Source organism: Streptomyces sp. NPDC045956, assembly GCF_056430705.1.
The window spans coordinates 452,778-473,985 of sequence record NZ_JBWKKZ010000006.1; the positions used below are offsets into that span (position 1 = coordinate 452,778).

21 protein-coding genes are annotated in these 21,208 nt (G+C 72.7%); 10 read left to right on the plus strand and 11 right to left on the minus strand.

All coding sequences use genetic code 11. The annotated features are described in order from the left end of the window. Positions 1–272: 272 nt before the first annotated feature. Positions 273–509: a hypothetical protein gene (locus AC07FV_RS19005; protein ID WP_479088576.1), complete on the minus strand. Its 237-nt coding sequence runs from the start codon at positions 507–509 to the stop codon at positions 273–275. Beyond that, positions 502–1,383, minus strand: coding sequence for a mycothiol conjugate amidase Mca (mca, locus tag AC07FV_RS19010; protein ID WP_356604049.1), 882 nt, complete (start codon positions 1,381–1,383; stop codon positions 502–504). Before mca ends, AC07FV_RS19005 begins: the two co-directional genes overlap by 8 nt. A 179-nt stretch (positions 1,384–1,562) precedes the next feature. On the opposite strand from mca, the gene AC07FV_RS19015 reads away from it, so the two are divergent. Both AC07FV_RS19015 and greA read left to right on the plus strand, forming a co-directional pair. Next, positions 1,563–1,961, plus strand: coding sequence for a DUF4307 domain-containing protein (locus tag AC07FV_RS19015; RefSeq protein ID WP_479088577.1), 399 nt, complete (start codon positions 1,563–1,565; stop codon positions 1,959–1,961). 180 nt (positions 1,962–2,141) lie between these two features. Beyond that, positions 2,142–2,639 carry a transcription elongation factor GreA gene (gene greA / locus AC07FV_RS19020; RefSeq protein WP_383648185.1) on the plus strand — a complete coding sequence of 166 codons (498 nt, stop codon included), beginning with the start codon at positions 2,142–2,144 and terminating at the stop codon, positions 2,637–2,639. A 71-nt stretch (positions 2,640–2,710) separates the two neighbouring features. On the opposite strand, the gene AC07FV_RS19025 is transcribed toward greA, so the two are convergent. From AC07FV_RS19025 to ilvA, 3 genes are all read right to left on the minus strand, one after another. After that, positions 2,711–3,571: an ABC transporter permease gene (locus tag AC07FV_RS19025; RefSeq protein WP_479088578.1), complete on the minus strand. Its 861-nt coding sequence runs from the start codon at positions 3,569–3,571 to the stop codon at positions 2,711–2,713. Beyond that, positions 3,568–4,584 carry an ATP-binding cassette domain-containing protein gene (locus AC07FV_RS19030; RefSeq protein WP_479088579.1) on the minus strand — a complete coding sequence of 339 codons (1,017 nt, stop codon included), beginning with the start codon at positions 4,582–4,584 and terminating at the stop codon, positions 3,568–3,570. The genes AC07FV_RS19025 and AC07FV_RS19030 overlap by 4 nt, the downstream gene beginning before the upstream one ends. A gap of 217 nt (positions 4,585–4,801) precedes the next feature. Next, on the minus strand, positions 4,802–6,031 hold the full coding sequence (ilvA, locus tag AC07FV_RS19035; RefSeq protein ID WP_383648179.1) for a threonine ammonia-lyase: 1,230 nt from the start codon (positions 6,029–6,031) through the stop codon (positions 4,802–4,804). A 162-nt stretch (positions 6,032–6,193) separates the two neighbouring features. Between ilvA and AC07FV_RS19040 the strand changes: the two genes are divergently transcribed. The 3 genes from AC07FV_RS19040 (at position 6,194) to AC07FV_RS19050 (ending at position 7,705) form a co-directional block, all read left to right on the plus strand. After that, positions 6,194–6,700 carry a MarR family winged helix-turn-helix transcriptional regulator gene (locus AC07FV_RS19040; RefSeq protein ID WP_356604718.1) on the plus strand — a complete coding sequence of 169 codons (507 nt, stop codon included), beginning with the start codon at positions 6,194–6,196 and terminating at the stop codon, positions 6,698–6,700. 197 nt (positions 6,701–6,897) lie between these two features. Continuing rightward, a complete protein-coding gene (locus AC07FV_RS19045; protein ID WP_479088580.1) occupies positions 6,898–7,407 on the plus strand; it encodes a sigma factor-like helix-turn-helix DNA-binding protein in 510 nt (169 codons plus the stop codon). Positions 7,408–7,447: 40 nt separating this feature from the next. Then, positions 7,448–7,705: a hypothetical protein gene (locus AC07FV_RS19050; protein ID WP_479088581.1), complete on the plus strand. Its 258-nt coding sequence runs from the start codon at positions 7,448–7,450 to the stop codon at positions 7,703–7,705. A gap of 19 nt (positions 7,706–7,724) precedes the next feature. Here the strand turns inward: AC07FV_RS19050 and AC07FV_RS19055 are convergent, their stop codons facing one another. Beyond that, entirely contained in the window at positions 7,725–8,879 is a 1,155-nt protein-coding gene (locus tag AC07FV_RS19055; RefSeq protein ID WP_479088582.1) for a cystathionine gamma-synthase, read from the minus strand. 97 nt (positions 8,880–8,976) lie between these two features. Between AC07FV_RS19055 and AC07FV_RS19060 the strand changes: the two genes are divergently transcribed. Then, the gene (locus AC07FV_RS19060; RefSeq protein WP_479088583.1) at positions 8,977–10,095 is read left to right on the plus strand and encodes a hypothetical protein; all 1,119 of its coding nucleotides are present in this window, start codon (positions 8,977–8,979) and stop codon (positions 10,093–10,095) included. 50 nt (positions 10,096–10,145) lie between these two features. On the opposite strand, the gene msrA is transcribed toward AC07FV_RS19060, so the two are convergent. Next, entirely contained in the window at positions 10,146–10,658 is a 513-nt protein-coding gene (gene msrA / locus AC07FV_RS19065) for a peptide-methionine (S)-S-oxide reductase MsrA (RefSeq protein WP_383648169.1), read from the minus strand. 217 nt (positions 10,659–10,875) lie between these two features. Here msrA and AC07FV_RS19070 point away from each other — a divergent pair, with 217 nt between their 5' ends. After that, entirely contained in the window at positions 10,876–11,544 is a 669-nt protein-coding gene (locus AC07FV_RS19070) for a HEAT repeat domain-containing protein (RefSeq protein ID WP_479088584.1), read from the plus strand. A gap of 3 nt (positions 11,545–11,547) precedes the next feature. Next, on the plus strand, positions 11,548–12,552 hold the full coding sequence (locus AC07FV_RS19075; protein WP_479088585.1) for a MerR family transcriptional regulator: 1,005 nt from the start codon (positions 11,548–11,550) through the stop codon (positions 12,550–12,552). Between the two features lie 174 nt (positions 12,553–12,726). On the opposite strand, the gene AC07FV_RS19080 is transcribed toward AC07FV_RS19075, so the two are convergent. Continuing rightward, positions 12,727–13,317, minus strand: coding sequence for a TetR/AcrR family transcriptional regulator (locus AC07FV_RS19080; protein WP_479088614.1), 591 nt, complete (start codon positions 13,315–13,317; stop codon positions 12,727–12,729). Positions 13,318–13,586: 269 nt separating this feature from the next. Here AC07FV_RS19080 and AC07FV_RS19085 point away from each other — a divergent pair, with 269 nt between their 5' ends. After that, positions 13,587–14,606 carry an aldo/keto reductase gene (locus AC07FV_RS19085; RefSeq protein ID WP_479088586.1) on the plus strand — a complete coding sequence of 340 codons (1,020 nt, stop codon included), beginning with the start codon at positions 13,587–13,589 and terminating at the stop codon, positions 14,604–14,606. A gap of 9 nt (positions 14,607–14,615) precedes the next feature. On the opposite strand, the gene AC07FV_RS19090 is transcribed toward AC07FV_RS19085, so the two are convergent. Beyond that, positions 14,616–15,431: an SDR family oxidoreductase gene (locus tag AC07FV_RS19090; protein ID WP_479088587.1), complete on the minus strand. Its 816-nt coding sequence runs from the start codon at positions 15,429–15,431 to the stop codon at positions 14,616–14,618. A 149-nt stretch (positions 15,432–15,580) separates the two neighbouring features. Next, the gene (locus AC07FV_RS19095; protein WP_479088588.1) at positions 15,581–16,621 is read right to left on the minus strand and encodes an NAD(P)-dependent alcohol dehydrogenase; all 1,041 of its coding nucleotides are present in this window, start codon (positions 16,619–16,621) and stop codon (positions 15,581–15,583) included. A 183-nt stretch (positions 16,622–16,804) separates the two neighbouring features. Here AC07FV_RS19095 and AC07FV_RS19100 point away from each other — a divergent pair, with 183 nt between their 5' ends. Next, positions 16,805–17,680: a helix-turn-helix domain-containing protein gene (locus tag AC07FV_RS19100; RefSeq protein WP_479088589.1), complete on the plus strand. Its 876-nt coding sequence runs from the start codon at positions 16,805–16,807 to the stop codon at positions 17,678–17,680. A gap of 88 nt (positions 17,681–17,768) precedes the next feature. Here the strand turns inward: AC07FV_RS19100 and AC07FV_RS19105 are convergent, their stop codons facing one another. Beyond that, positions 17,769–21,140 (minus strand): S8 family peptidase, encoded by a 3,372-nt coding sequence (locus tag AC07FV_RS19105; protein WP_479088590.1) that lies wholly within the window; start codon positions 21,138–21,140, stop codon positions 17,769–17,771. Positions 21,141–21,208 lie beyond the last annotated feature (68 nt).

Genomic DNA, 21,208 nt, shown 5'->3' on the forward strand with positions numbered 1-21,208 from the left:
GGGGAGATGCTTCTTGCCCCCTTTTCCTTCCGCTTCGTACCCTTCCCCCCCCCCCCCCCCCCCCCCCCCCCCCCCCCCCCCCCCCCCCCCCCCCCCCCCCCAGGCCCGCGAGGTGATGGGGGTGGCGGTGCCGGGGTGACCGCGGGCGGTGCCGGCACCGGCGTGGCGGTCGCGGGTCGGTCCCCCGCCCGGGCCCGGGAGGACCCGGGCCGGGGTGGGAGCGCACCTCCCGCCGGCGGCGGGCTCCACGCCCGGGCCGGGCCCCGCCCGCGTCAGCCCTTCTGCGGTTCCGCCCGGCCGGAGGCCTCCGCCTCCGGTTCGGGTGCCTCCTTGAAGTCCACCTTGCCCATGTGGCGGCTCATGGACCGCATCAGGCCCCACACCGCCAGGGCCATCACCGCGAAGACGATGAAGCCGAGGACGCCGGGGGTGACCTTGTCCTCGTCGAGTTCGGCGAGGGTGACGAGGTGCGTCATTGCCAGGCTTGCGCTTGCACTCATGTCAGGCATTGTCCCGGACGCCCGCGAAGAGGTCGTCCTCGGGGAGGGAAGTGTCCACGAGGGACTTGGCGAGCTCGTACTCCTCGGTGGGCCAGACCTCCTTCTGGATCTCCATCGGCACCCGGAACCAGCCCCCGTCGGGGTCGATCTGCGTGGCGTGCGCGATCAGCGCCTTGTCGCGGATCTCGAAGAAGTCGGCGCACGGCACATGCGTGGTGAGCGTGCGCTCCTTGCGCTCGAACTCCGACCAGCGCTTGAGCCAGTCCCCGTAGGGGGACTCCAGGCCGCGTTCCAGCAGCGCGTTGTGCAGCGCCTCGGTGCGGGGGCGGTTGAAGCCCTGGTTGTAGTACACCTTCACCGGCTGGTACGCCGGTCCGTACTCCGCCTCCGGGTACTTCGCGGTGTCCGCCGCGCCCTCGAAGGCCACCATCGTGATCTTGTGGGTCATGATGTGGTCGGGGTGGGGGTAGCCGCCGTTCTCGTCGTAGGTGGTGATCACCTGGGGGCGGAAGGAGCGGATCTTGCGCACCAGCTCCCCGGCCGCCTTGTCGACGTCCTCCAGGGCGAAGCAGCCCTCCGGCAGGGGCGGCAGCGGGTCGCCCTCGGGCAGCCCGGAGTCGACGAAGCCGAGCCACTCCTGCTTGACGCCCAGGATCTCCCGGGCCTCGTCCATCTCCTTCTTGCGCACCTCGTGGATGTGCTCCTCGATGTAGGCGTCACCCTGGAGCTTGGGGTTGAGGATGGAGCCGCGCTCCCCGCCCGTGCAGGTCACGACCAGCACGTCCACCCCCTCGGACACGTACTTCGCCATGGTGGCCGCGCCCTTGCTCGACTCGTCGTCGGGGTGGGCGTGGACGGCCATCAGTCGCAGCTGGTCAGTCAAGACTCAATCCTCGGTCGGTCGGCGCCCTGGTAGGTCGGCGCAATCCAGTGGGTGCCGCCCCGCGGGGGCCTCGTCGAGGGGCGGCGGTCGGGGGCGGGCGGGCGGCTTCTATAGTGACCGAATCGGGGGCGGAATAATTCCGGAGCCCGGCAGGTCCGGCTCCCGCCGAGAGGACGATCATGAGCACGGCGAGCACACGCCCGCCCGAGAGCCGCTACGGCCGCTCCTCGGACGAACGGGCCGACCGCACCCTCAAGATCGTCGGCGCCGTGCTCGGTGCCGTCCTGCTCGCGGTGATCGGCTGGTTCGGCTACCACTACGTCGGTCAGAACAAGATCAGCGGTGAGCTGATCGGTTTCGAGCTCGCCGAGGACTCGGTGCAGGTGCACCTGGAGGTCCGCAAGGACGCCGGGGTGACCGGCTACTGCACCGTCCGCTCCCAGGCGGAGGACGGCGACGAGGTGGGCCGGGCGGACTTCCGCTTCGACGGGGACGACACGCGTATCGACCGGGTCGTCACGCTGCGGACGAAGGCCGCGGGCACGTCCGCCGAGCTGCTCGGCTGCCACGCGGGCTGACCGCGCGAGGCCCGCCCGCGCGAATCCACCGCCACTGACCTGCGGGGACAGGAATCTGGTGGCTTATGTCCTCCCCCTTTGGCCACCGAATTGTTAGGCTCGTGGTTTCGCCCTTCCGTGAAGGAACATCCTTCTGGGTAGGGCGTTGATTTGTATTCCCTGTACCAACGAGGAGCACCCGTGACCCAGACCAGCGAGAACGTCACCTGGCTGACCCAGGAGGCGTACAACAAGCTCAAGGAGGAGCTTGAATACCTTACTGGTCCCGCGCGCACCGAGATCTCTGCCAAGATCGCCGCCGCGCGTGAGGAGGGGGACCTGCGCGAGAACGGCGGGTACCACGCGGCGAAGGAGGAGCAGGGCAAGCAGGAGCTCCGTGTGCGCCAGCTGACCCAGCTGCTGGAGAGCGCCAAGGTGGGCGAGGCCCCGGCCGCGAACGGCTCGGTGGCCCCCGGCATGGTCGTCACGATCGCCTTCGACGGTGACGAGGACGACACGCTGACCTTCCTGCTCGCCTCGCGCGAGTACGCGAGCTCGGACATCGAGACCTACTCGCCGCAGTCCCCGCTGGGCTCGGGCGTGCTCGGCCACAAGGTCGGCGAGGACGCGCAGTACGAGCTGCCCAACGGCAAGCCGGCCTCCGTGAAGATCCTCAAGGCCGAGCCCTACAACGGCTGACCCGGCGGCCCGGCCGGTCTCCCCGGCCCGTCCGCGACGGCCCCCGGCGTCCGACGACGCCGGGGGCTTCGTCATGCGGAGGCCGACCGGTACTTGCGCACCGCCAGCGTCCGGAAGACCACGACGATCAGGACGGACCAGATCACCGAGGCCCAGACGGGATGCTGCATGGGCCAGGCGTCGGACTGCACGACACCCGGGTTGCCGAACAGCTCCCGGCAGGCCTGCACCGTGGCGCTGAAGGGGTTCCACTCGGCGATGTGCCGGAGCCAGGGGGTCATCTGGCTGGAGTCCACGAAGGCGTTCGAGACGAACGTCACCGGGAACAGCCAGATGATCCCTCCCGAGGTCGCCGCCTCGGGGGTGCGCACGGACAGGCCGATGAGCGCTCCGATCCAGGTGAAGGCGTAGCCGAGGAGGAGGAGCAGGGCGAAGCCGGCGAGGATGCGTACCGCGGTGGTCGGCTCGGCGGAGCCGGTGCGCCAGCCCACGATCAGCGCGACGATCGCGAGCACGAGCAGGGTGATGGCGGTCTGCACGAGGTCGGCGACGGTGCGGCCGGTCAGCACCGCGCCGCGGGCCATGGGCAGGGAGCGGAAGCGGTCGACGAGCCCCTTCTGCATGTCGTCGGCGATACCGGCCGCGGACCCGGCGGTGGCGAAGGTGACGGTCTGCGCGAAGATGCCCGCCATCAGGAAGTCCTTGTAGACGTCCGGGTCGGTGGAGTTCCCGATGCGCATCGAACCGCCGAAGACGTACGTGAACAGGACCACGAACATCACCGGCTGGACGACCCCGAACAGGACCATCTCGGGGATCCTGGTCATCCGGATCAGGTTGCGGCGGGCGATGACCAGGGAGTCCCGGACGGACTGGCCGATGGGGTGGGTGGTCGCCGTGAACCGCTCGGTGTCGGTGGTGGCGGTACTCACTGGGCGGTCTCCTTCTCGTCCGCGCGGCCGGCGCCGGAGGCCGGGCCCTGCTCGCCGCCCTCGGTGGTCGCGGTCTCGGCCACGTGGCCGGTGAGGGAGAGGAAGACGTCGTCGAGGGTGGGGCGGCGCAGGCCGATGTCGTCGATCTCGATGCCGCGGACGTCGAGTTCGCGGATGACCTCGGCGAGCAGCTTGGCGCCGCCGGTGACGGGGACGGTGAGCTTGCGGGTGTGCTCCTCGACGGTGGTGGGGCCCTTGCCGAAGCCGGCGAGGATCTCGGCCGCCGTCGGCATGTGCCCCCGCTCGTGGACCACGACCTCGACGCGCTCGCCGCCGGTCCGGGCCTTGAGCTGGTCGGAGGTGCCGCGGGCGATGACACGCCCGTGGTCGACGACCGCGATGTCGTGCGCGAGGTGGTCGGCCTCCTCCAGGTACTGCGTGGTCAGCAGCAGGGTGGTCCCGCCGGAGACGAGCTGCTTGATGACCTCCCACAGCTCCTGCCGGTTGCGCGGGTCGAGGCCGGTCGTCGGTTCGTCCATGAACATGACGGGCGGGGAGACGACCAGGGCCGCCGCGAGGTCGAGGCGGCGGCGCATGCCCCCCGAGTAGGTCTTCGTGGGACGGTCGGCCGCGTCCGTGAGGTGGAACTGGTCGAGCAGCTCGCGGGCCCGGACCTTCGCGGCCTTGGCGCGCATCTGGTAGAGCTGGCCGACCATCTGAAGGTTCTCCCGGCCGGTCAGGTACTCGTCGACCGCGGCGAACTGGCCGGAGAGGCCGATCGAGCGCCGCACCTCGTTGGGGTGCCTGAGCACGTCGATGCCCGCGACGACCGCCTTGCCGCTGTCGGGGCGGAGCAGGGTCGTCAGGCAGCGCACGGCGGTGGTCTTGCCCGCGCCGTTCGGTCCGAGCAGACCGAGGACCGTCCCCTCGGGGACGTCCAGATCGACGCCGTCCAGAGCCCTTACGTCACCGAAGGTCTTCACCAGGCCTTCGGCGTAGATGGCGCCTGGCATATGAGTCTCCACGTCGTCGGGGATTCTTCGCAAAGCCTAGGTTTGTACGGTTCGCCGCGCTCAGCGAGCGAATTACGACACACCATAACGCGATATATCGCGTGCCACCAGGCATCAGGGCGAACTGCCTCGAACGAGTGAACGGCGGACCGCGGGCGGTCGCCGGGGGCGTCGGCCGACGACGGGGGGCGCGTCAGCCGATGGCGGGGGAAGCGCGTCAGCCGATGACGGGGTAGCCCGCCTCGTGCAGCGCCCGGCCGACCTCGGCGCAGTGCTCCGGGCCCTTGGTCTCCAGGTGCAGCTCGACCTCCGCCTCCGTGAGCCCGAGCCGCGGATCGGTCCGCACGTGACTCACGTCGAGGACGTTGGCGTCGACCACGGACAGCACCCCGAGCAGCGTGGCGAGCGCGCCCGGCCGGTCCGTCAGGCGCAGCCGGACCGCCAGGTAGCGGCCCTGGGCCGCCATGCCGTGCCGCAGCACGCCCTGCATCAGCACCGGGTCCACGTTCCCGCCGGACAGCACCGCCACGACGGGTCCCTCGAAGGCGTCCGGGGCGCTGAGCAGCGCCGCCACCGGACTCGCCCCGGCCGGCTCCACGACCAGTTTGGCCCGCTCCAGACAGAGCAGCAGAGCGGTGGACAGCTCGTCCTCGGATACCGTGCGGACCTCGTCCACCAGGTCGCCGACGATCCGGAACGGGACGTCGCCGGGCCGCCCCACCTTGATGCCGTCGGCCATCGTCGCCGGGTGCTCGACGGCCACCGGACGCCCGGCCGCCAGGGACGGCGGGTACGCCGCCGCACCCTCGGCCTGCACGCCCACGATCCGGACATCCGGCCGCAGCGCCTTCACCGCGACCGCGATCCCGGCCGCCAGGCCTCCCCCGCCGATGCCGACCACGACCGTCCGCACCTCGGGGCACTGCTCCAGCACCTCCAGCCCGACGGTGCCCTGGCCCGCGATGACGTCCGGATGGTCGAAGGGGTGGATGAACACCGCGCCGGTGCGCTCCGCGTACTCCTGCGCGGCGGCCAGCGTCTCGTCGACGACCTGGCCGTGCAGCCGCACCTCGGCGCCGTACTCCCGGGTCGCGCTGATCTTCGGCAGCGGGGCGCCCTTCGGCATGAACACCGTGGCGCGCACGCCGAGCAGCGAGGAGGCCAGGGCCACGCCCTGCGCGTGGTTGCCCGCGCTCGCCGCGACCACTCCGGCGGCCCGCTGCTCGGGCAGCAGCCCGGCGATCCTGACGTAGGCGCCGCGCAGTTTGAAGGAGCCCGTGCGCTGGAGGTTCTCGCACTTGAGGTGGACGGGGGCGCCGACCAGCTGGGACAGGTGCCTGCTACCCTCCATCGCCGTCACCCGCGCCACGCCCGAGAGCATCTTCTGCGCCCCGCGCACGTCGTCGAGGGTGACGGGTCCGACGAGGGCGGCCGTGCTGTAGCTCATACCTCCAGCATCGCAGTCCACGGGCGCCGAAGACCGTTGTGACCAACCTCCGAGACCCGCTTTGCCCAGCGCCGGTACGCCTCGCCGCCCGGCCGCGTACCCTGTCCCCCAATTAGCAGCCCTCCACGAAGTGAGCCCCCGGCCATGCCCACAACACCTGAAATGTCGATGGACATGACGACCGCCGGTGACACCGGTCTTCTCGAGACGCTCCAGCACGAGGTGGCGCTGTTCGCCCGTCGTGCCGAACAGACCCGGCTCGGCGGGGTCGGCCAGGTGCGCAACTCCATGGACCGCGCCGCCTACCTGCTGCTCAACCGCCTCGACAAAGAGGGCCCGATGGGCGTCAAGGCGCTCGCCGCGAGCATGGGGATCGACTCCTCGACGGTCACCCGGCAGGTGGCCCCGCTCGTCGACACCGGACTCGTCAAGCGGACCTCGCACCCCGAGGACGGGCGCGCGGTGGTGCTCCAGCTCTCCCCGCGCGGTGAGTCGCGGCTGGAGGAGGTCCGGTCCTCCCGGCGCCTGCTCATGGCCGAACTGACCCACGACTGGGCGCCCGAGGAGCGCGAGGCGTTCTGCACGCTCCTGACGCGCTTCAACGGCGCCCTGTCCGCCCGTATGGCCCCGACGGGCGCGGCGGGCCAGGAGGCGCCGACGGCCTCCTGAGCCGCCGTCCACCGGCCTTCGTACGCTTCCACGCGCCTGCACCCGCCACCACCGGCCCGCTCCCGCTCCCGCCGGTCCGCAGCGCCTTTCCCGGACCGTTCGTACCGGACTCTTGACCGGCGTGCCGCCCCTGGCCTGATATGAGACCCAGGGGGTCGTCGTACGGGACTCGGAGCCGCCCCCGGGCGGGAGGCGCGGTGCGAGAACGGCAGGCCTCGCAGGGTGCCCGCCGGGCCCGGGAGTTCGAGGCGTTCGTCGCGGGCGCGGCGGGACGGCTGCTGCATGCCGCCACCCTGCTCACGGCCGAGCCGCCGGCCGACAACCCGCGCGCGCGGCGCCTGCTGGCGCTCTCCCTGGCGCACACGTACGCGTCCTGGGACCGGCTGCGCGGCGAGGACCCCTACGACCGGGCCCGCCAGTACCTGGCCGGCCGCTTCGCCCACGAACTCCGGCACCGGTACGGCGGCGGCCTGGGCCGGACCCGCAGGCCGCCCGCAGGCCCGCTGCGCGGCCTCGCCCCGCAGGAGCGCCTGATCCTGGTGCTCAGGCTCTACGAGGGCGTCGCCGAGGAGCAGGCGGCCGCCCTGCTGGGTCTGCCGGTGGAACGCGTCCGGACCGTCTGCGACCGCGCGACGGCCACGCTGCTGCACCCGCCCGCCGCACCGGCCCGCCCGGTGCCGGCGGAAGCGAAGGCGGCGACGCCGTGACGCCCACGCGCGCGCGTCGGAGGACCCCGGGGAGGCGCCCGTGAACCGCCCGCAGCGTGAGGCCGCGGCGCGGCGGATCATGGAGCAGTCGCCCCCGCGGGTACCGCCGGGACTGCACGCGGACGCCGTGCGCCGGGGCGGGCGGATGCTGCGGCGCAGGACCGCAGCCCGCCGTCTGCTGTGGCTGGTGCTGTGCGCGGCCGCCGTGGCGTTCGCGGTGTGGGCGCTGACCGTCCGGCCCTGGGTGGAGCCGCCGTCGGAGACGACCCCACCCGTGACGGGCTGGGAGGGCTGGTGAGCCCGCCGGGGGCGACGTCCTAGCCGAGCGCCTGCTGGAGGTCGGCGAGCAGGTCGTCGACGTTCTCGATGCCGACCGACAGGCGCACCAGGTCGCCGGGCACCTCCAGGGCCGAGCCGGCCGCGGAGGCGTGCGTCATCCGGCCCGGGTGCTCGATCAGCGACTCGACACCGCCCAGGGACTCGCCCAGCGTGAACACCTGCGCGCGGTTGCACACCTCGACGGCCGCCTCCTCGCCGCCCTCGACGCGGAAGGACACCATGCCGCCGAAGGCCTTCATCTGCTTGGCGGCGACCTCGTGGCCCGGGTGCTCCGGCAGTCCCGGGTACAGCACGCTCGACACGCGCGCGTGCCGGCTGAGCATGTCGGCGACCTTGCCGGCGTTCTCGCTGTGCCGGTCCATGCGGACCGCGAGCGTCTTGGTGCCGCGCAGGACCAGCCAGGAGTCGAAGGGCCCGGCGACGGCGCCCATCGCGTTCTGGTGGAACGCCAGCTCCTCCCCCAGCTCCTGGTCGCCCACGACGAGCGCACCGCCGACGACGTCGGAGTGGCCGCCCATGTACTTGGTCAGGGAGTGCACGACGACGTCCGCGCCGAGGGCCAGCGGCTGCTGGAGGTACGGCGTGGCGAAGGTGTTGTCGACGACCAGCCGGGCGCCGGCGTCGCGGGCGACCTGGGCGACGGCGGCGATGTCGGTGATGCCGAGCAGCGGGTTGGAGGGCGTCTCCACCCACACGGCCTTGGTCTTCGGGGTGAGGGCGGCCCGTACGGCGGCGGGGTCGCTCGTGTCGGCCACCGACCATTCCACGCCCCACCGGGTGGCGACCTTGGCGAAGAGCCGGAACGTGCCGCCGTAGGCGTCGTTCGGGATGACCACGTGGTCGCCGGGACGCAGCAGCGTACGCAACAGGCAGTCCTCGGCCGCCAGTCCGGACGCGAAGGCGAGGCCGCGACGGCCGCCCTCCAGGGCGGCGAGGTTCTCCTCCAGGGCCGTGCGGGTCGGGTTGGCGCTGCGGCTGTACTCGTAGCCGCCGCGCAGGCCGCCGACGCCGTCCTGCTTGTACGTCGACACCTGGTAGATCGGCGGGACGACCGCGCCGGTCTGCGGATCGGCGGTGTTGCCCGCGTGGATCGCGAGCGTCTCGAAGTGCTGACTGATGTGCCTGTCGCTCATGGGCACCGAGGGTAGCGGCGCGGACGCCTCCGCGCGTTTTCCACAGGGTCGGGGCGCAGGTTGGCCAATTGTCGGCGCCGTCTGGTTCGCTTGAGACATGGAGATTCTCTGGGTGCTGATGGCGCTGGTCATGCTGGGCTTCGTGCTGCTCCAAATCTCGCGGCGCCGGCGGAGCGCGGTCGGCCTGGTGCCCCCCGGCCACCCGGACGCGGCGGACCCCGCGAACTACGGCTTCGCCCGCGAGGAGGAGCTGGACATCCGCATGCCCGGCCCCGACCACGACCTGCTGGACGTCCTGGACCTGGTGCAGCGCACGCAGGACTACCGGGGGGCGCAGCAGCTGCTGGCCGGTACGGAGGCCGAGGGCGAGCGGCGCTGGCAGCGGGTTCAGGCCTTCGCGGGTGCCGCGTCCCTGGAGCTGTCGCAGCGGCCGGGCGGTGTCGGCGAGGCACCGGGCGGCCAGTGGCTGCGGGTGTGGCGGGCGGAGGTCCCGAAGGACGCGGGCGGCGCGGCCGTGCACGCGGAGTTCCTGGTGCAGCAGGCGTGGCGGACGGCGACGCCCGGTACGGACGACTTCCGGATCATCATGGAGGAGGCCAGGGCGGCCTGCTCGGAGGCGGCGCTGCTCGCCCCCGGCGACCCGGTCCCGTACATCGTGGAGCTGTCGGTGGCCCGTGGCCTCGGCTATCCGCGCGAGGAGTTCGAGCAGCTCTGGCTGAAGATCCTCGACCGCGCTCCGAACCACATGGGGGCGCACCTGGCCGCCCTGCACTACTGGTGCGAGAAGTGGCACGGCTCCCGGGAGCTGGCGTACTCCTTCGCGGAGGCCGCCGCGGCCCGCGCGCCGCAGGGCTCACTCCTCGCGGCGATGCCGCTGTTCGCGGTCTTCGAGCACCTGCCCGAGGTCAACCTGGTCAGCGGTTTCTACCAGAGCGAGGTCGTCACCAAGGCGGTCCACGGCGCGCTGCACGCGGTGCACTCGGCCCGCCCCGACGACCCGATGCAGGCGCACGTCCGCCATCTGCTGGTGTTCTTCCTGGTCCGCGGCGAGCGCTGGGCCGAGGCCATGAACCAGATAGTCGCCATCGACGGCCACGTCGGCGCCCTCCCCTGGACCCTGTCGCCCGATCCGGCCGGGGAGTTCGCGGTCTACCGCGCGATGGCGGTGGCGGGCTACGAGGCGAACGGCGGCAGCCCGGCGACGCTTCCCCACTGAGGGTGCGCCGGTGGGCGGCCCCGAGGAGCGCCCGCCGGGCCGCCCGGCGGTCAGCCCTCGGTGCGGGCGGGCAGCCGCCATCCCGGGCGCGGGAAGTGGCAGGTGTACCCCTCGGGGTAGCGCTGGAGGTAGTCCTGGTGCTCGGGCTCGGCCTCCCAGAAGGGGCCGACCGGCTCGACCTCGGTGACGACCTTGCCGGGCCACAGGCCGGAGGCGTCCACGTCCGCGATCGTGTCCTCGGCGATCCGCTTCTGCTCGTCGTCCACGTAGTAGATCGCCGAGCGGTAGCTGAGGCCGATGTCGTTGCCCTGGCGGTTCTTCGTGCTCGGGTCGTGGATCTGGAAGAAGAACTCCAGGAGCGCGCGGTAGTCGGTCCGCTCGGGGTCGTAGAGGATCTCGATGGCCTCCGCGTGCGTGCCGTGATCGCGGTACGTCGCGTTCGGCACGTCGCCGCCGGTGTAACCGACGCGGGTCGCGGTCACGCCCGGAAGCCGGCGGATCAGCTCTTCCATGCCCCAGAAGCATCCGCCCGCGAGTACGGCCCTCTGTGTCTGCGCAGCCATTGCGGCCCTCCCATTCCTGTCAGCCGGGTCACCCGGGTTGCTCAGCACACGCCCGCATCCCGTCCGACCTGTGTCAACACGGGACGGCTCCGCGTGATTCCGCACCCGTCCGCCGGCGGGGGGCGTGCGGCGGGGGCGGCGGGGGCGGCGGGGACGGCGGGGTTGACCTTGACACGGTGGCAAGGCCTTCACTGTCCGCCAGGAGGTGGTTCTTCCCATGACCACGACACCGGCCCCGGACGTGCCGAGCGCGCTGCGGGCCCTGGAGGACGACCGTCCGTCCGTACGGCTGCGGGCGGCGCTGGCCGTCGGTACGACCCCGGACCCGCGCTTCGTCGGCCCGCTGGTCGAGCGCTGCGCCGTCGAGCCGGAGTTCTTCGTCCGCGACATGCTGACCTGGGCACTCACCCGCCATCCGGTGTCCTCGACGCTTCCCTTGCTGCTGCGGGAGGTCGGGTCCGAGCGGGCGCAGGCCCAGAGCCAGGCGCTGCACTCCCTGTCCAAGATCGGGGACCGGCGGGCGTGGCCGGCGATCACCGGCGCCCTCCTGGCCGACGCCGACGACGAGGTGGCCCGGAGCGCCTGGCGGGCGGCCGTCGTGCTCGTCCCGGAGGGCGAGGAGGCCGCCCTGGCGTCGGCGCTCGCGACGCAGCTCGGGCGCGGCGGGCGGGACACGCAGCGGAGCCTCAGCCGGGCGCTGGTCGCGCTGGGCGACGCCGTGCCGCCGGCCCTGCGCGCCGCGGCGGCGGCCCCGGACGAGGGGGTCCGCGCGCACGCGCTCGCCACGGAGCGGCTGCTGCGCGACCCGGACACCGGGTTCGAGGCCGCGATCGAGGAGGCGAAGCGGCTGGTGGCCCTCGGCGGCTCCGGCCGGGAGGGACGATAGGAGGTGTTGATCGGTGAGGTGGCGCGGCGGTCCGGGGTCAGTGCCCGCATGCTCAGGCACTACGAGTCACTGGGCCTGCTGCGGCCCTCGGGCCGTACCGGCTCCGGTTACCGGGAGTACGCCGCCGAGGACATCCGGCGGATCTTCCACATCGAGAGCCTGCGGTCGCTGGGGCTGTCGCTGCGGGAGATCGGGCGAGCGCTCGACGACCCGGATTTCGCGCCCTCGGCGCTGGTCGACGACCTCATCCGCCAGACCCGTGAACGCATCGCGGCCGAGACCGAGCTGCTGACACGGCTCAGCCGGATCGGTGCCGTGGGGCCCGCCGACTGGGAGGACGTCCTCCAGGCCGTCTCGGTCCTCCAGGCCCTGGGGTCCAAGAGCGCCGCCGCGCGCCAGCGCGCCGCCCTCTCCTCGGTCGACGAGGTGCCGGTTCCGGTGGAGGCCCTGGTCGAAGCGGTGCTGAGCGAGACGGACACGAATGTCGCCGGCGCCCTGCGGTGGGCGCTGGCCCGGTCGGGCGGCGCGGGTACGGCGCTGCTGGCGGAGGGCCTCGCCTCCCCGGTGGCCGCGGTGCGGGAACGCGCCGTCCAGTGCCTCGCCGAGCTGCCCGGTGAGGGGGCCACCGCCCGGTTGCGGGAGGCCCTCGCGCACCCGGACGTGGTGGTCCGCGGTCACGCGGCTCTGGCGCTGGGGGCGCGGGGAGTGGCCGATGCCGTGCCGACGCTCACCGCGATGGTCGTGGAGGGGCGCAACGACACGGACGCGGCCGACGCGCTGAGCGTGCTGGCCGGCGACGAGGCGACGGCGGAGCGGATCGCGGGCGGGCTCGTCGGGCGCCTCGCCGACGGCGCCACCGAGGCGCCCGGTCGCGTACGGGTGACCCAGGCGCTGGCGGACATCCCGGGGCCGACGGCTTCCCGCGCCCTCGCGGAGCTCGTCCACGACGACGACCGCGCCGTGTCGGTGACCGCGACGTACCTCGTCCGGCTGCGCGAAGGGCGGTGACGCCCACCCGTCCCGTACGGCTGGGCGACGGCACGCGAAGACCGCCACGGACCGTACGGCCGCACGGCACGCGAAGACCGCCACGACCCCCGTACGGCCGCACGGCACGCGAAGACCGGGCGAGGAGCCGGACAGCCGCCGAGGCGCCCCCCGTGTTCACCCCGCTCAGCCCGCTCAGTCCTGGTGGCGCAGCCCCGCGACGAGCAGTGCGACCAGCCTCCGGGCGTCGTACCGCGGGTCGTTCTCCGCGCCGATGCAGAGGTTGCCGACGCCGCGCATGAAGGCGATGGCCTCCAGGTCGGTGCGGATCTCGCCGGAGGCGGTCGCGGCGTCGAGGAGCCGGGTGCACACGGGCACGAGCCGGTCGAGGAAGTAGGCGTGCAGCGCCTCGAAGCCGGCGTTGTCGGACTGGAGCACGGCGGCGAGGCCGTGCTTGGTGACGAGGAAGTCCACGAAGAGGTCGATCCACCGCGCCAGCGCCGCGTACGGGGTCGGGCTGCTCGCCAGCAGGGCCGGGCCCGCCTCGGCGCAGGCCTCCACCTGGTGCCGGTAGACGCCGATGATGAGGTCGGCCCGGGTCGGGAAGTGCCGGTAGATGGTGGCCGTGCCCACACCGGCCCGGGCCGCGATGTCGCGCACCGGCGCCTCGACCCCCGACTCGACGAAGACCGCGGCGGCCGCGTCGAGCAGGGTCTCCTGGTTGCGCCGGGCGTCCGCCCGCTTGGGCCGGGCCGCGTGCTCCGCGGCCTCGTCGCCGTCCTTCACCACGTCGTTCCCTCCGCCGCACGGTTGCTAAACGGGACACCGTTCCGTATCGTTAAGCGGGACAGCGTTCCACTTGGACATCATGCCAGAGCGCGACACCCGTCAGCATCGGCATCGCACGCTTCATTGGCATGCCCTCGTCATATCAGCGTGCACACGGGTGCACGCGTGAACACATCCATCCATACGCGGACGTACACCTGTGCCCGCAGGTCGCGCACCCCGCCACCCCGCCTCCCCCATCCCACCCACAACGGAGGACCACCGTCATGCAGTACCGCACCTTGGGCCGCACCGGCGTGCAGGTCAGCTCGCTCGCACTCGGCGCCATGAACTTCGGCCGTATCGGACGCACCACCCAGGACGAGGCCACCGCCCTCGTCGACGCCGCCCTCGACGCCGGGATCAACCTCATCGACACCGCCGACATGTACGGCGAGGGCGAGTCGGAGGAGATGGTCGGCAGGGCCGTCGCCGGCCGCCGCGACGACATCGTGCTGGCCACGAAGGCCTGCATGCCCATGGGCGACGAGCGCAACCACCGCGGCGCCTCCCGCCGCTGGCTGGTCACCGAGCTGGACAACAGCCTGCGCCGGCTCGGCGTCGACCACGTCGACCTGTACCAGATCCACCGCTGGGACCCCACCACCGCCGACGAGGAGACGCTGTCGGCGCTGACCGACCTGCAGCGCGCGGGGAAGATCCGTTACTTCGGCTCCTCGACCTTCCCCGCTTACCGCGTCGTACAGGCGCAGTGGGCCGCCCGCGAGCACCGTCTGAGCCGCTACGTCACCGAGCAGCCCAGCTACTCGATCCTCCAGCGCGGCATCGAGAGCGACGTGCTCCCCGTGGCCGAGGAGTACGGCCTCGGCGTACTGGTGTGGAGCCCGCTGGCCTCGGGCTGGCTGTCCGGCGCGGTCCGCGCGGGGCGCGCTGCCGCCACCCACCGCTCGACGGTCCTGCCGGAGCGCTTCGACCTCTCGCTGCCCGCCAACCGGGCCCGGCTGGACGCCGTCGAACAGCTGGCCCGGGTGGCCGACGAGGCCGGCCTGACCCTGATCCAGCTCGCGCTCGGGTTCGTGACCGCGCACCCGGCCGTGACCAGCGCGCTCACCGGCCCCCGCACCCCGGAGCACCTGCGCGCGCAGCTGGCCGCCGCCGACACCGTGCTGTCCGCCGACGTCCTCGACGCGATCGACGCGATCGTCGCGCCGGGCACCGACCTGGCCGCGCACGAGAAGTTCGACACCCCGCCCGCGCTGCTCGACCCGTCCCTGCGGCGCCGCTGAACACGCAAGTCAGGCAGGGCGCCCGGCGGCCATGGCCGTCCCGCGTCCCGCCCGCTCCGTCAGGAACCCCTCCCACGTCAGCCGGCCCGTCAGGGCCCCCTCCAGGGTGAGGTTGGCCCCGGCCCGGTAGGCGCGGCCCGCCTTGCCGGGGACGCGGACCGGCAGGTGCGGGCGCCGACGACCGCCGTGCACGGCGCGGTACGAACGGGTCAGGGCGGCCAGGTCCAGTACCTCGGGGCCGGTCATGTCCGGGACCCGGCCGGCCGGGGCGGCGAGGGCCAGTTCGACCAGGCGGGCCGCGACCTCGCGCGAGTCGACCGGCTGGAGGCGCAGCCCGCCCGGCACGGGGAGGACCGGCAGCTTCGCCATCTTCTCGATCATCGTGAGGGTCAGCTCGTGGAACTGGGCCGCCCGCAGCACCGTCCACGGTATGCCGGAGTCCGCCAGCGCCCGCTCCGACGCCAGCTTGGTGCGCAGCCACGCCAGCGGCACGCTGTCCGCGCCCACGACCGAGATGTACACGAGGTGCCGCACGTCGGCGCCGGACGCGGCCCGGAGCAGGGTGCGGGTCGCCTCGTCGTCGCTCTTGGGACCGCCGGCCAGGTGCAGGACGGTGTGTACGCCGTCGACGGCGGCGTCGACACCCGCGCCGGTGAGGAGGTCCCCGGTGACGTACGTGACACCGTCCGCGGCGGGGCGGGGGCGCCGGCTGAGGACCCGCACCCGGTGGCCGGCCGACCCCAGCAGCGGGACGACGTGGCGGCCCAGGGTGCCGGTGCCGCCGGTGACCAGGAAAGGGGTGGTGGAGGACGAGGGGTACGTCATGGCTGCTCCCGGGGTCTGGGCGCCCGGACGGACAGGTGCGTGACCTGCCCGCCCGGGCGTCCGCCGTCATGTCTACGGCGGTGTGACCCGCGGCGTCGCGGCCGTGTGACAGGAACGGGCGAGAAACTTTCCCCGCTCGCGGGCTCCCGTCAGATCGTCGCCGCGTCGATCACGAAGCGGTACCGCACGTCGCTCGCCTGGACCCGCTCGTACGCCTCGTTGACCTCGGACGCGGCGATCAGCTCGATCTCGGCGCCGATGCCGTGCTCGGCGCAGAAGTCCAGCATCTCCTGGGTCTCCCGGATGCCGCCGATCATGGACCCGGCGAGGGTCTTGCGGCCGCCGAGCAGGGTGAACAGGTTGAGGGAGACGGGCTCCTCGGGGGCGCCCACGTTGACCAGGGCGCCGTCCGTGCGGAGCAGGCCGAGGTAGGCGCCGAAGTCGAGCGGGGCCGAGACGGTCGAGACGATCAGGTCGAAGGTGCCGTCGAGCTGCTCGAAGGTGGCCGGGTCGCTGGTGGCGTAGTAGTGGTCGGCGCCCAGCTTGAGGCCGTCGTCCTTCTTGCGCAGGGACTGCGACAGCACGGTCACCTCGGCGCCCAGGGCGTGCGCGAGCTTGACGGCCATGTGGCCGAGGCCGCCCATGCCGACGACGGCGACCTTCTTGCCGGGGCCGGCGTTCCAGTGCCGGAGCGGCGAGTAGGTGGTGACGCCGGCGCAGAGCAGCGGCGCGGCCTCGTCCAGCGCGATGCCCTCGGGGATGCCGAGGACGAAGTTCTCGTCGACGACGATCTTCTGCGAGTAGCCGCCGTAGGTGGGCTCCCCGTCCTTGCCGACGCCGTTGTAGGTCATCACGTTGCCGCCGGTGCAGTACTGCTCGTGGCCGGCCTTGCAGTTGTCGCACTCGCGGCAGGAGTCGACCATGCAGCCGACGCCGACGCGGTCGCCGACGGCGTACTTGGTGACGCCGGGGCCCACCTCGGAGACGATGCCGGCGATCTCGTGGCCGGGGACCATCGGGAAGATGGCCTCGCCCCAGCCCTCCTGCACCTGGTGGATGTCGGAGTGGCAGATGCCGGCGAACTTGATGTCGATCAGGACGTCGTGCTCGCGCACCTCGCGCCGCTCGATGGTGGTCCGCTCCAGCGGAGCCTTGGCGGCGGGTGCGGCGTATGCGGCGACAGTGGTCATGCCGGGTTCTCCGGAATTCCCGAGACGAGGTCTCGTGACGGCGGTCTGGGTGGTCCTTCCAGAGTGCCTCCGATATCGACGTTCACCCAGGCCACGCCTTTGCGTACGACCGGTGTGCGTACCACTGGCGGGGACAGGCTCAGGTGCGTACGACCGGGAATACGAGCGGCAATACTGGAGTGCATGGATGGACAGCTGGACCGGCGAGCCGAACTGAGCGAGTTCCTGCGCACCCGGCGGGCCCGGCTGAAGCCGGAGGACGTGGGGCTGCCGTCGTTCGGGCGGCACCGCCGGGTGCCGGGCCTGCGGCGGGAGGAGCTGGCGCAGCTGGCCGGGGTGTCGGTGGCGTACTACACGCGCCTGGAGCAGGGCAACGGGCGGAACGTGTCGGCGGAGGTCCTGGACGCGATCGCCCGGGCCCTGCGGCTGTCCGACGCCGAGCAGGCGCACCTGACGCACCTCGCGAAGCCCAAGCAGCAGCGCAGGCGGACGGCGGGCGCGCGGGCGCAGCAGCCGGTGCGGGTGGCGCTGCTCCAGCTGCTGGAGTCGATCGAGACGGTGCCCGCCTACGTGACGGGCCGGCGGTCGGAGATCCTCGCCTGGAACCGGATGGCGGCGGCCCTCTTCGGCGACTGGGGCAGGCTGCCCGCCGAGGAGCGGAACTGGGCGCGGCTGGTCTTCCTCAACCCCGACTACCGCGACCTCTTCGTGGACTGGGACCAGAAGGCGTCCGACATGGTGAGCTTCCTGCGCATGGACGCGGGCCGGCACCCGGACGACCCGAGGCTGTCCGCCCTGGTCGGCGAGCTGTCCGTGAAGAGCGAGGAGTTCCGGCGGCGGTGGGCCACGCACGACGTGAAGGAGAAGTCCTACGGCGTCAAGCGGATGCGGCACCCCCTGGTCGGCGACCTGACGCTGTCGTTCGAGACGTTCCGCCTGGTCGACGACGAGGAGCAGGCGTTCGTGACCTACCACGCCGAGCCGGGCTCCCCGTCGGCGGAGGGCCTGCGCCTGCTGGCCAGCTGGGGCACGGACGCGGCGGCGACCCTGCCGAGGTGACCCGGCCGGGCAAGGTGACCCGGCCGGGCGAGAGGGCCCGGCCGGCGCCGCGAGGGCTCCGGCCGGGCCTCGACGGTGGTGCCGCGGCCTACTTGCCGTAGTACGCGTCGTAGATCGAGATCAGCGACTCGTTCGACTTCTTGTCGACGATCTTGGCGCGGAAGGAGAGCGACTTCCCCTTCGCCGGGTTCTTGACGCTGATCTTGCCCTTCTTCACGGTGACCTTCTTCCAGGTCTTGCCGTGGTCGTAGGAGACGTGCACGGTCAGGGACTTGAGGTTGCTGCCGGCGGCCGCGCCCTCGACGGTGACCGGGACGGTGACCGTCTTGCCGGCCGCGACCTTGCTGTCGAGGCCCGTGGCGGCGGCGAAGCGTGCGGTGGACGCGGGCAGCTTGGTGAGGGCGGTCGTCTTCTTGGAGCGGAACGTCCAGCTCGCGTCGATGCGGCTGGAGGCCGCGGCGACCTTGGCGGAGCGCTTGACGGACGTCGTCAGCCGGTACCCGGCGTCACCGGACGGGACCTTGAACTCGGCCTCGCCGAACAGCGGGTCCTTGTTCGAGCCGACCTTGGTGCCGTTGCGGTAGAGGGTGGTGGCGACGGAGGTGAAGACCGAGGAGCCCGGGTGGCCCTTGCCGTCGGCGAAGAGCGGGAGCATCCCGGTGAGGGAGTTGCCGTCCCGGTACAGGCCCGAGTCCTTGGTGAGGCGCGGACCGAACACGGCGGTGTTGAACGTCGCCGAGTAGCTCTTGCCCGCCTTGTAGCGCTGGGCGGCGTCGGACACGTAGTTCGCCTCCAGCACCGGGAAGCCGTCGGCGTCCCGGCCTCCGTACTGCTCGAAGCCGAGGTCCCAGGTCACGCCGTTCCCGGTGGACAGGTGCAGGGTGCGGGTGCCGGGCAGGGACTGCTCGATGCCGATCGAGGAGCCGCCGGTGCCGCCGGGCAGCCAGCCGGTCACGGAGACGGCGCCCTTCTTGCCGCTCGCGGAGGCACCGAGGCCGGCCTTGAGGGTGGCCAGCTCGCCGGCCTTGTAGTGCCGGGTGTAGCCGGTGGCGAGCTGCTGGACCGGGCCGCCGGTGACGGTGTCGTACTGCTCCTTGGCGCCCTTGGTCCAGTGCGTGTCCCACTGCTGGCTGAGCGAGCCGTCGGTGGTGCGCGGGCCGAGGTGCTTGGTGCGCAGGCCCTGGTAGGAGTCCAGCCACCAGCCGTAGCTGTAGGAGTTGCCGGCCGCCTCGACCGTGTAGTCCGCCGACACGAACGCGGACTTCGCCGCCTTGTCCGGGACGGTGATGTTCACGGGCCGGGCGGTACGGGCGTCCAGGGTGACGGTGGTGTTCTTCGTGACGCTCAGCTTGGGCTGGGCGATCCAGTCGGCGCCCTTCCACACCTCGGGGTCACCGCTCACGTGGATCGAGGAGTTGAGGATGTAACCGCCCTTGGGCACCCGGACGGTGACGGAGCCGTCGGCCTCGTACGGCGTGAGCCACGTGTCCGCGGCGAGGCCCGAGACCCCGGTCAGGTCGGTCTCGTAGTGCGCGGTGGGCCGGCCGTCGCGGCCGAGCGCCTTCAGGGTGACGTCGTACGACTCCACCTCGCGTTCCACGGCGGCGGCGGTGCGGACGGTCTGCCCGGCGCCGGTCGCCGTGACGTACGCCGCGTAGGCGCCGTCGACCGTGCCGCCGAGCCTCGTGTTCGCGGTGAGGGCCACGGAGGCCTTGCCGCCCGCCGGGACGGTGACCGAGCCGGCGCCCAGCGTGAAGAAGCCGGCCGGGGCCGCCTTGCCCTTGGGGTCGGTGGCGGTGGACGTCAGCTTGAGCGTGACGGCCTCGGTGCCGAGGTTGCGGTAGGTCAGCTGCTTGCTGACCGGCTTGTCGTCGGTGTGCGGCCACTGCTGGGTGCCGAAGGTGAGCGACACCGGGTCGGCGATCACGGTCTGCTTGACCGCCTTGTCGACCTGGATGCGGCCCGAACCCTGCTGGAAGGGCGTGTACGCGCCGCCCTTCGCCGACCCCGTCAGCGCGCCCTTCAGCTCGGCGGACGTCCAGTCGGGATGCTGCTGCTTGAGGAGCGCCGCGGCGCCCGCGACGTGCGGGGTCGCCATCGACGTACCGGAGATGGTGACGTATCCGGCGGGCTTCTCGCCCTCCTCGCGGGCGATGAGGCTGCCCTTGGCGGAGGCGGCGGTGATGTCCACGCCGGGGGCCGTCACGTCGGGCTTGACCGCGCCGTCCAGGCCTGGGCCGGTGCTGGAGAAGGGGGCGAGCCGGTCCTTGTCGTCGACCGCGCCGACGGTGAGGGCCGCCGCGGCGCTGCCCGGCGAGCCGACGGTCCGGTCGCCGAACTCGCCCTCGTTGCCGGCGGCGATGGCGAAGAGGATGCCCTTCTCCGCGGAGAGCTTGTTGACCTGCGCTTCCAGCGGGTCGATCGCCGGGGTGTCCCCACCGCCGAGGCTGAGGTTGACGATGTCGGCGCCCTGCTCGGCCGCCCACTCCATGCCGGCGAGGATGCCGGAGTCGTCGCCGAAGCCGTCGTCGCTGAGCACCTTGCCGTTGAGCAGCCGGGCGCCGGGTGCCACGCCCTTGTAGGTGGCGCCCGCCTTGGCGCCGGTGCCGGCCGCGATGGAGGCGACGTGGGTGCCGTGGCCGTACCGGTCGGTGGCGTCGATCGAGACGGAGAAGTTCTTCTCCGCGACGACCTGGTTCTTCAGGTCCGGGTGGGTGGCGTCGACGCCGGTGTCCAGTACGGCGATCTTCACGCCCTTGCCGTCGTAGCCGGCCGCCCACGCCTTCGGGGCGCCGATCTGCGGGACGGACCGGTCGAGGCTGGCCCGGCGGACGCCGTCGAGCCACACGTGCGCGATGCCGGCGGCCGTCTTCTCGCCGTCGGTCACCGCGTCCCACAGCTCGGGCGCGTCCTCGTGCGGGGTCTGCACGGCGTCGGCGTTCAGGGACGCCAGCGTGCGGCGCAGGGTGCCCGCCTCGCGGACGTCGGCCTTGGTGGCCCCCGCGGTGCCCCGGTAGCCGACGATGACCTTCAGGCCGTTCCGCTGCGCCTTGCGGGTGGCGGCCCTGCTCAGTTCGGTGACGTCGAAGAGGCGCTGGTCCAGCTTGCCGGTGGCGACCAGGCGGGCCGCGTCGGCCGGGACGACGAGGGTGTGCCCGCCCGCCCTGCGGACCTGGACGGGTATGTGCTCCCGCCCCGCGGCCCGTTCCAGACCGACGACGCGGCCCTTGGCGTCCACGACGACCCGGTCGCCGGTGATCAGCGTGACGCGGTGCCTGGCCGCGCCGGAGGCGGCCGGTGCGGCACCGGACCTCGCCGGGGACGCCGTCCGCGTCCCGTCCTCGGAGGCCGGCGTCCGGTCCCCGGCCGCCACGGCCGGGCTGGTCAGGCCCGCCGTGAGGGCCACGGCCGCCGCCGTGGCGACGGTGGCCGCACCGGCCCTGTTCACATGTCTGCGCAACGTTCCCCCTTGCGGAAGTACCGGGAGAATTCCCCGTTCACCCGGCCGGGGGCGGTCTCGCACGCGCG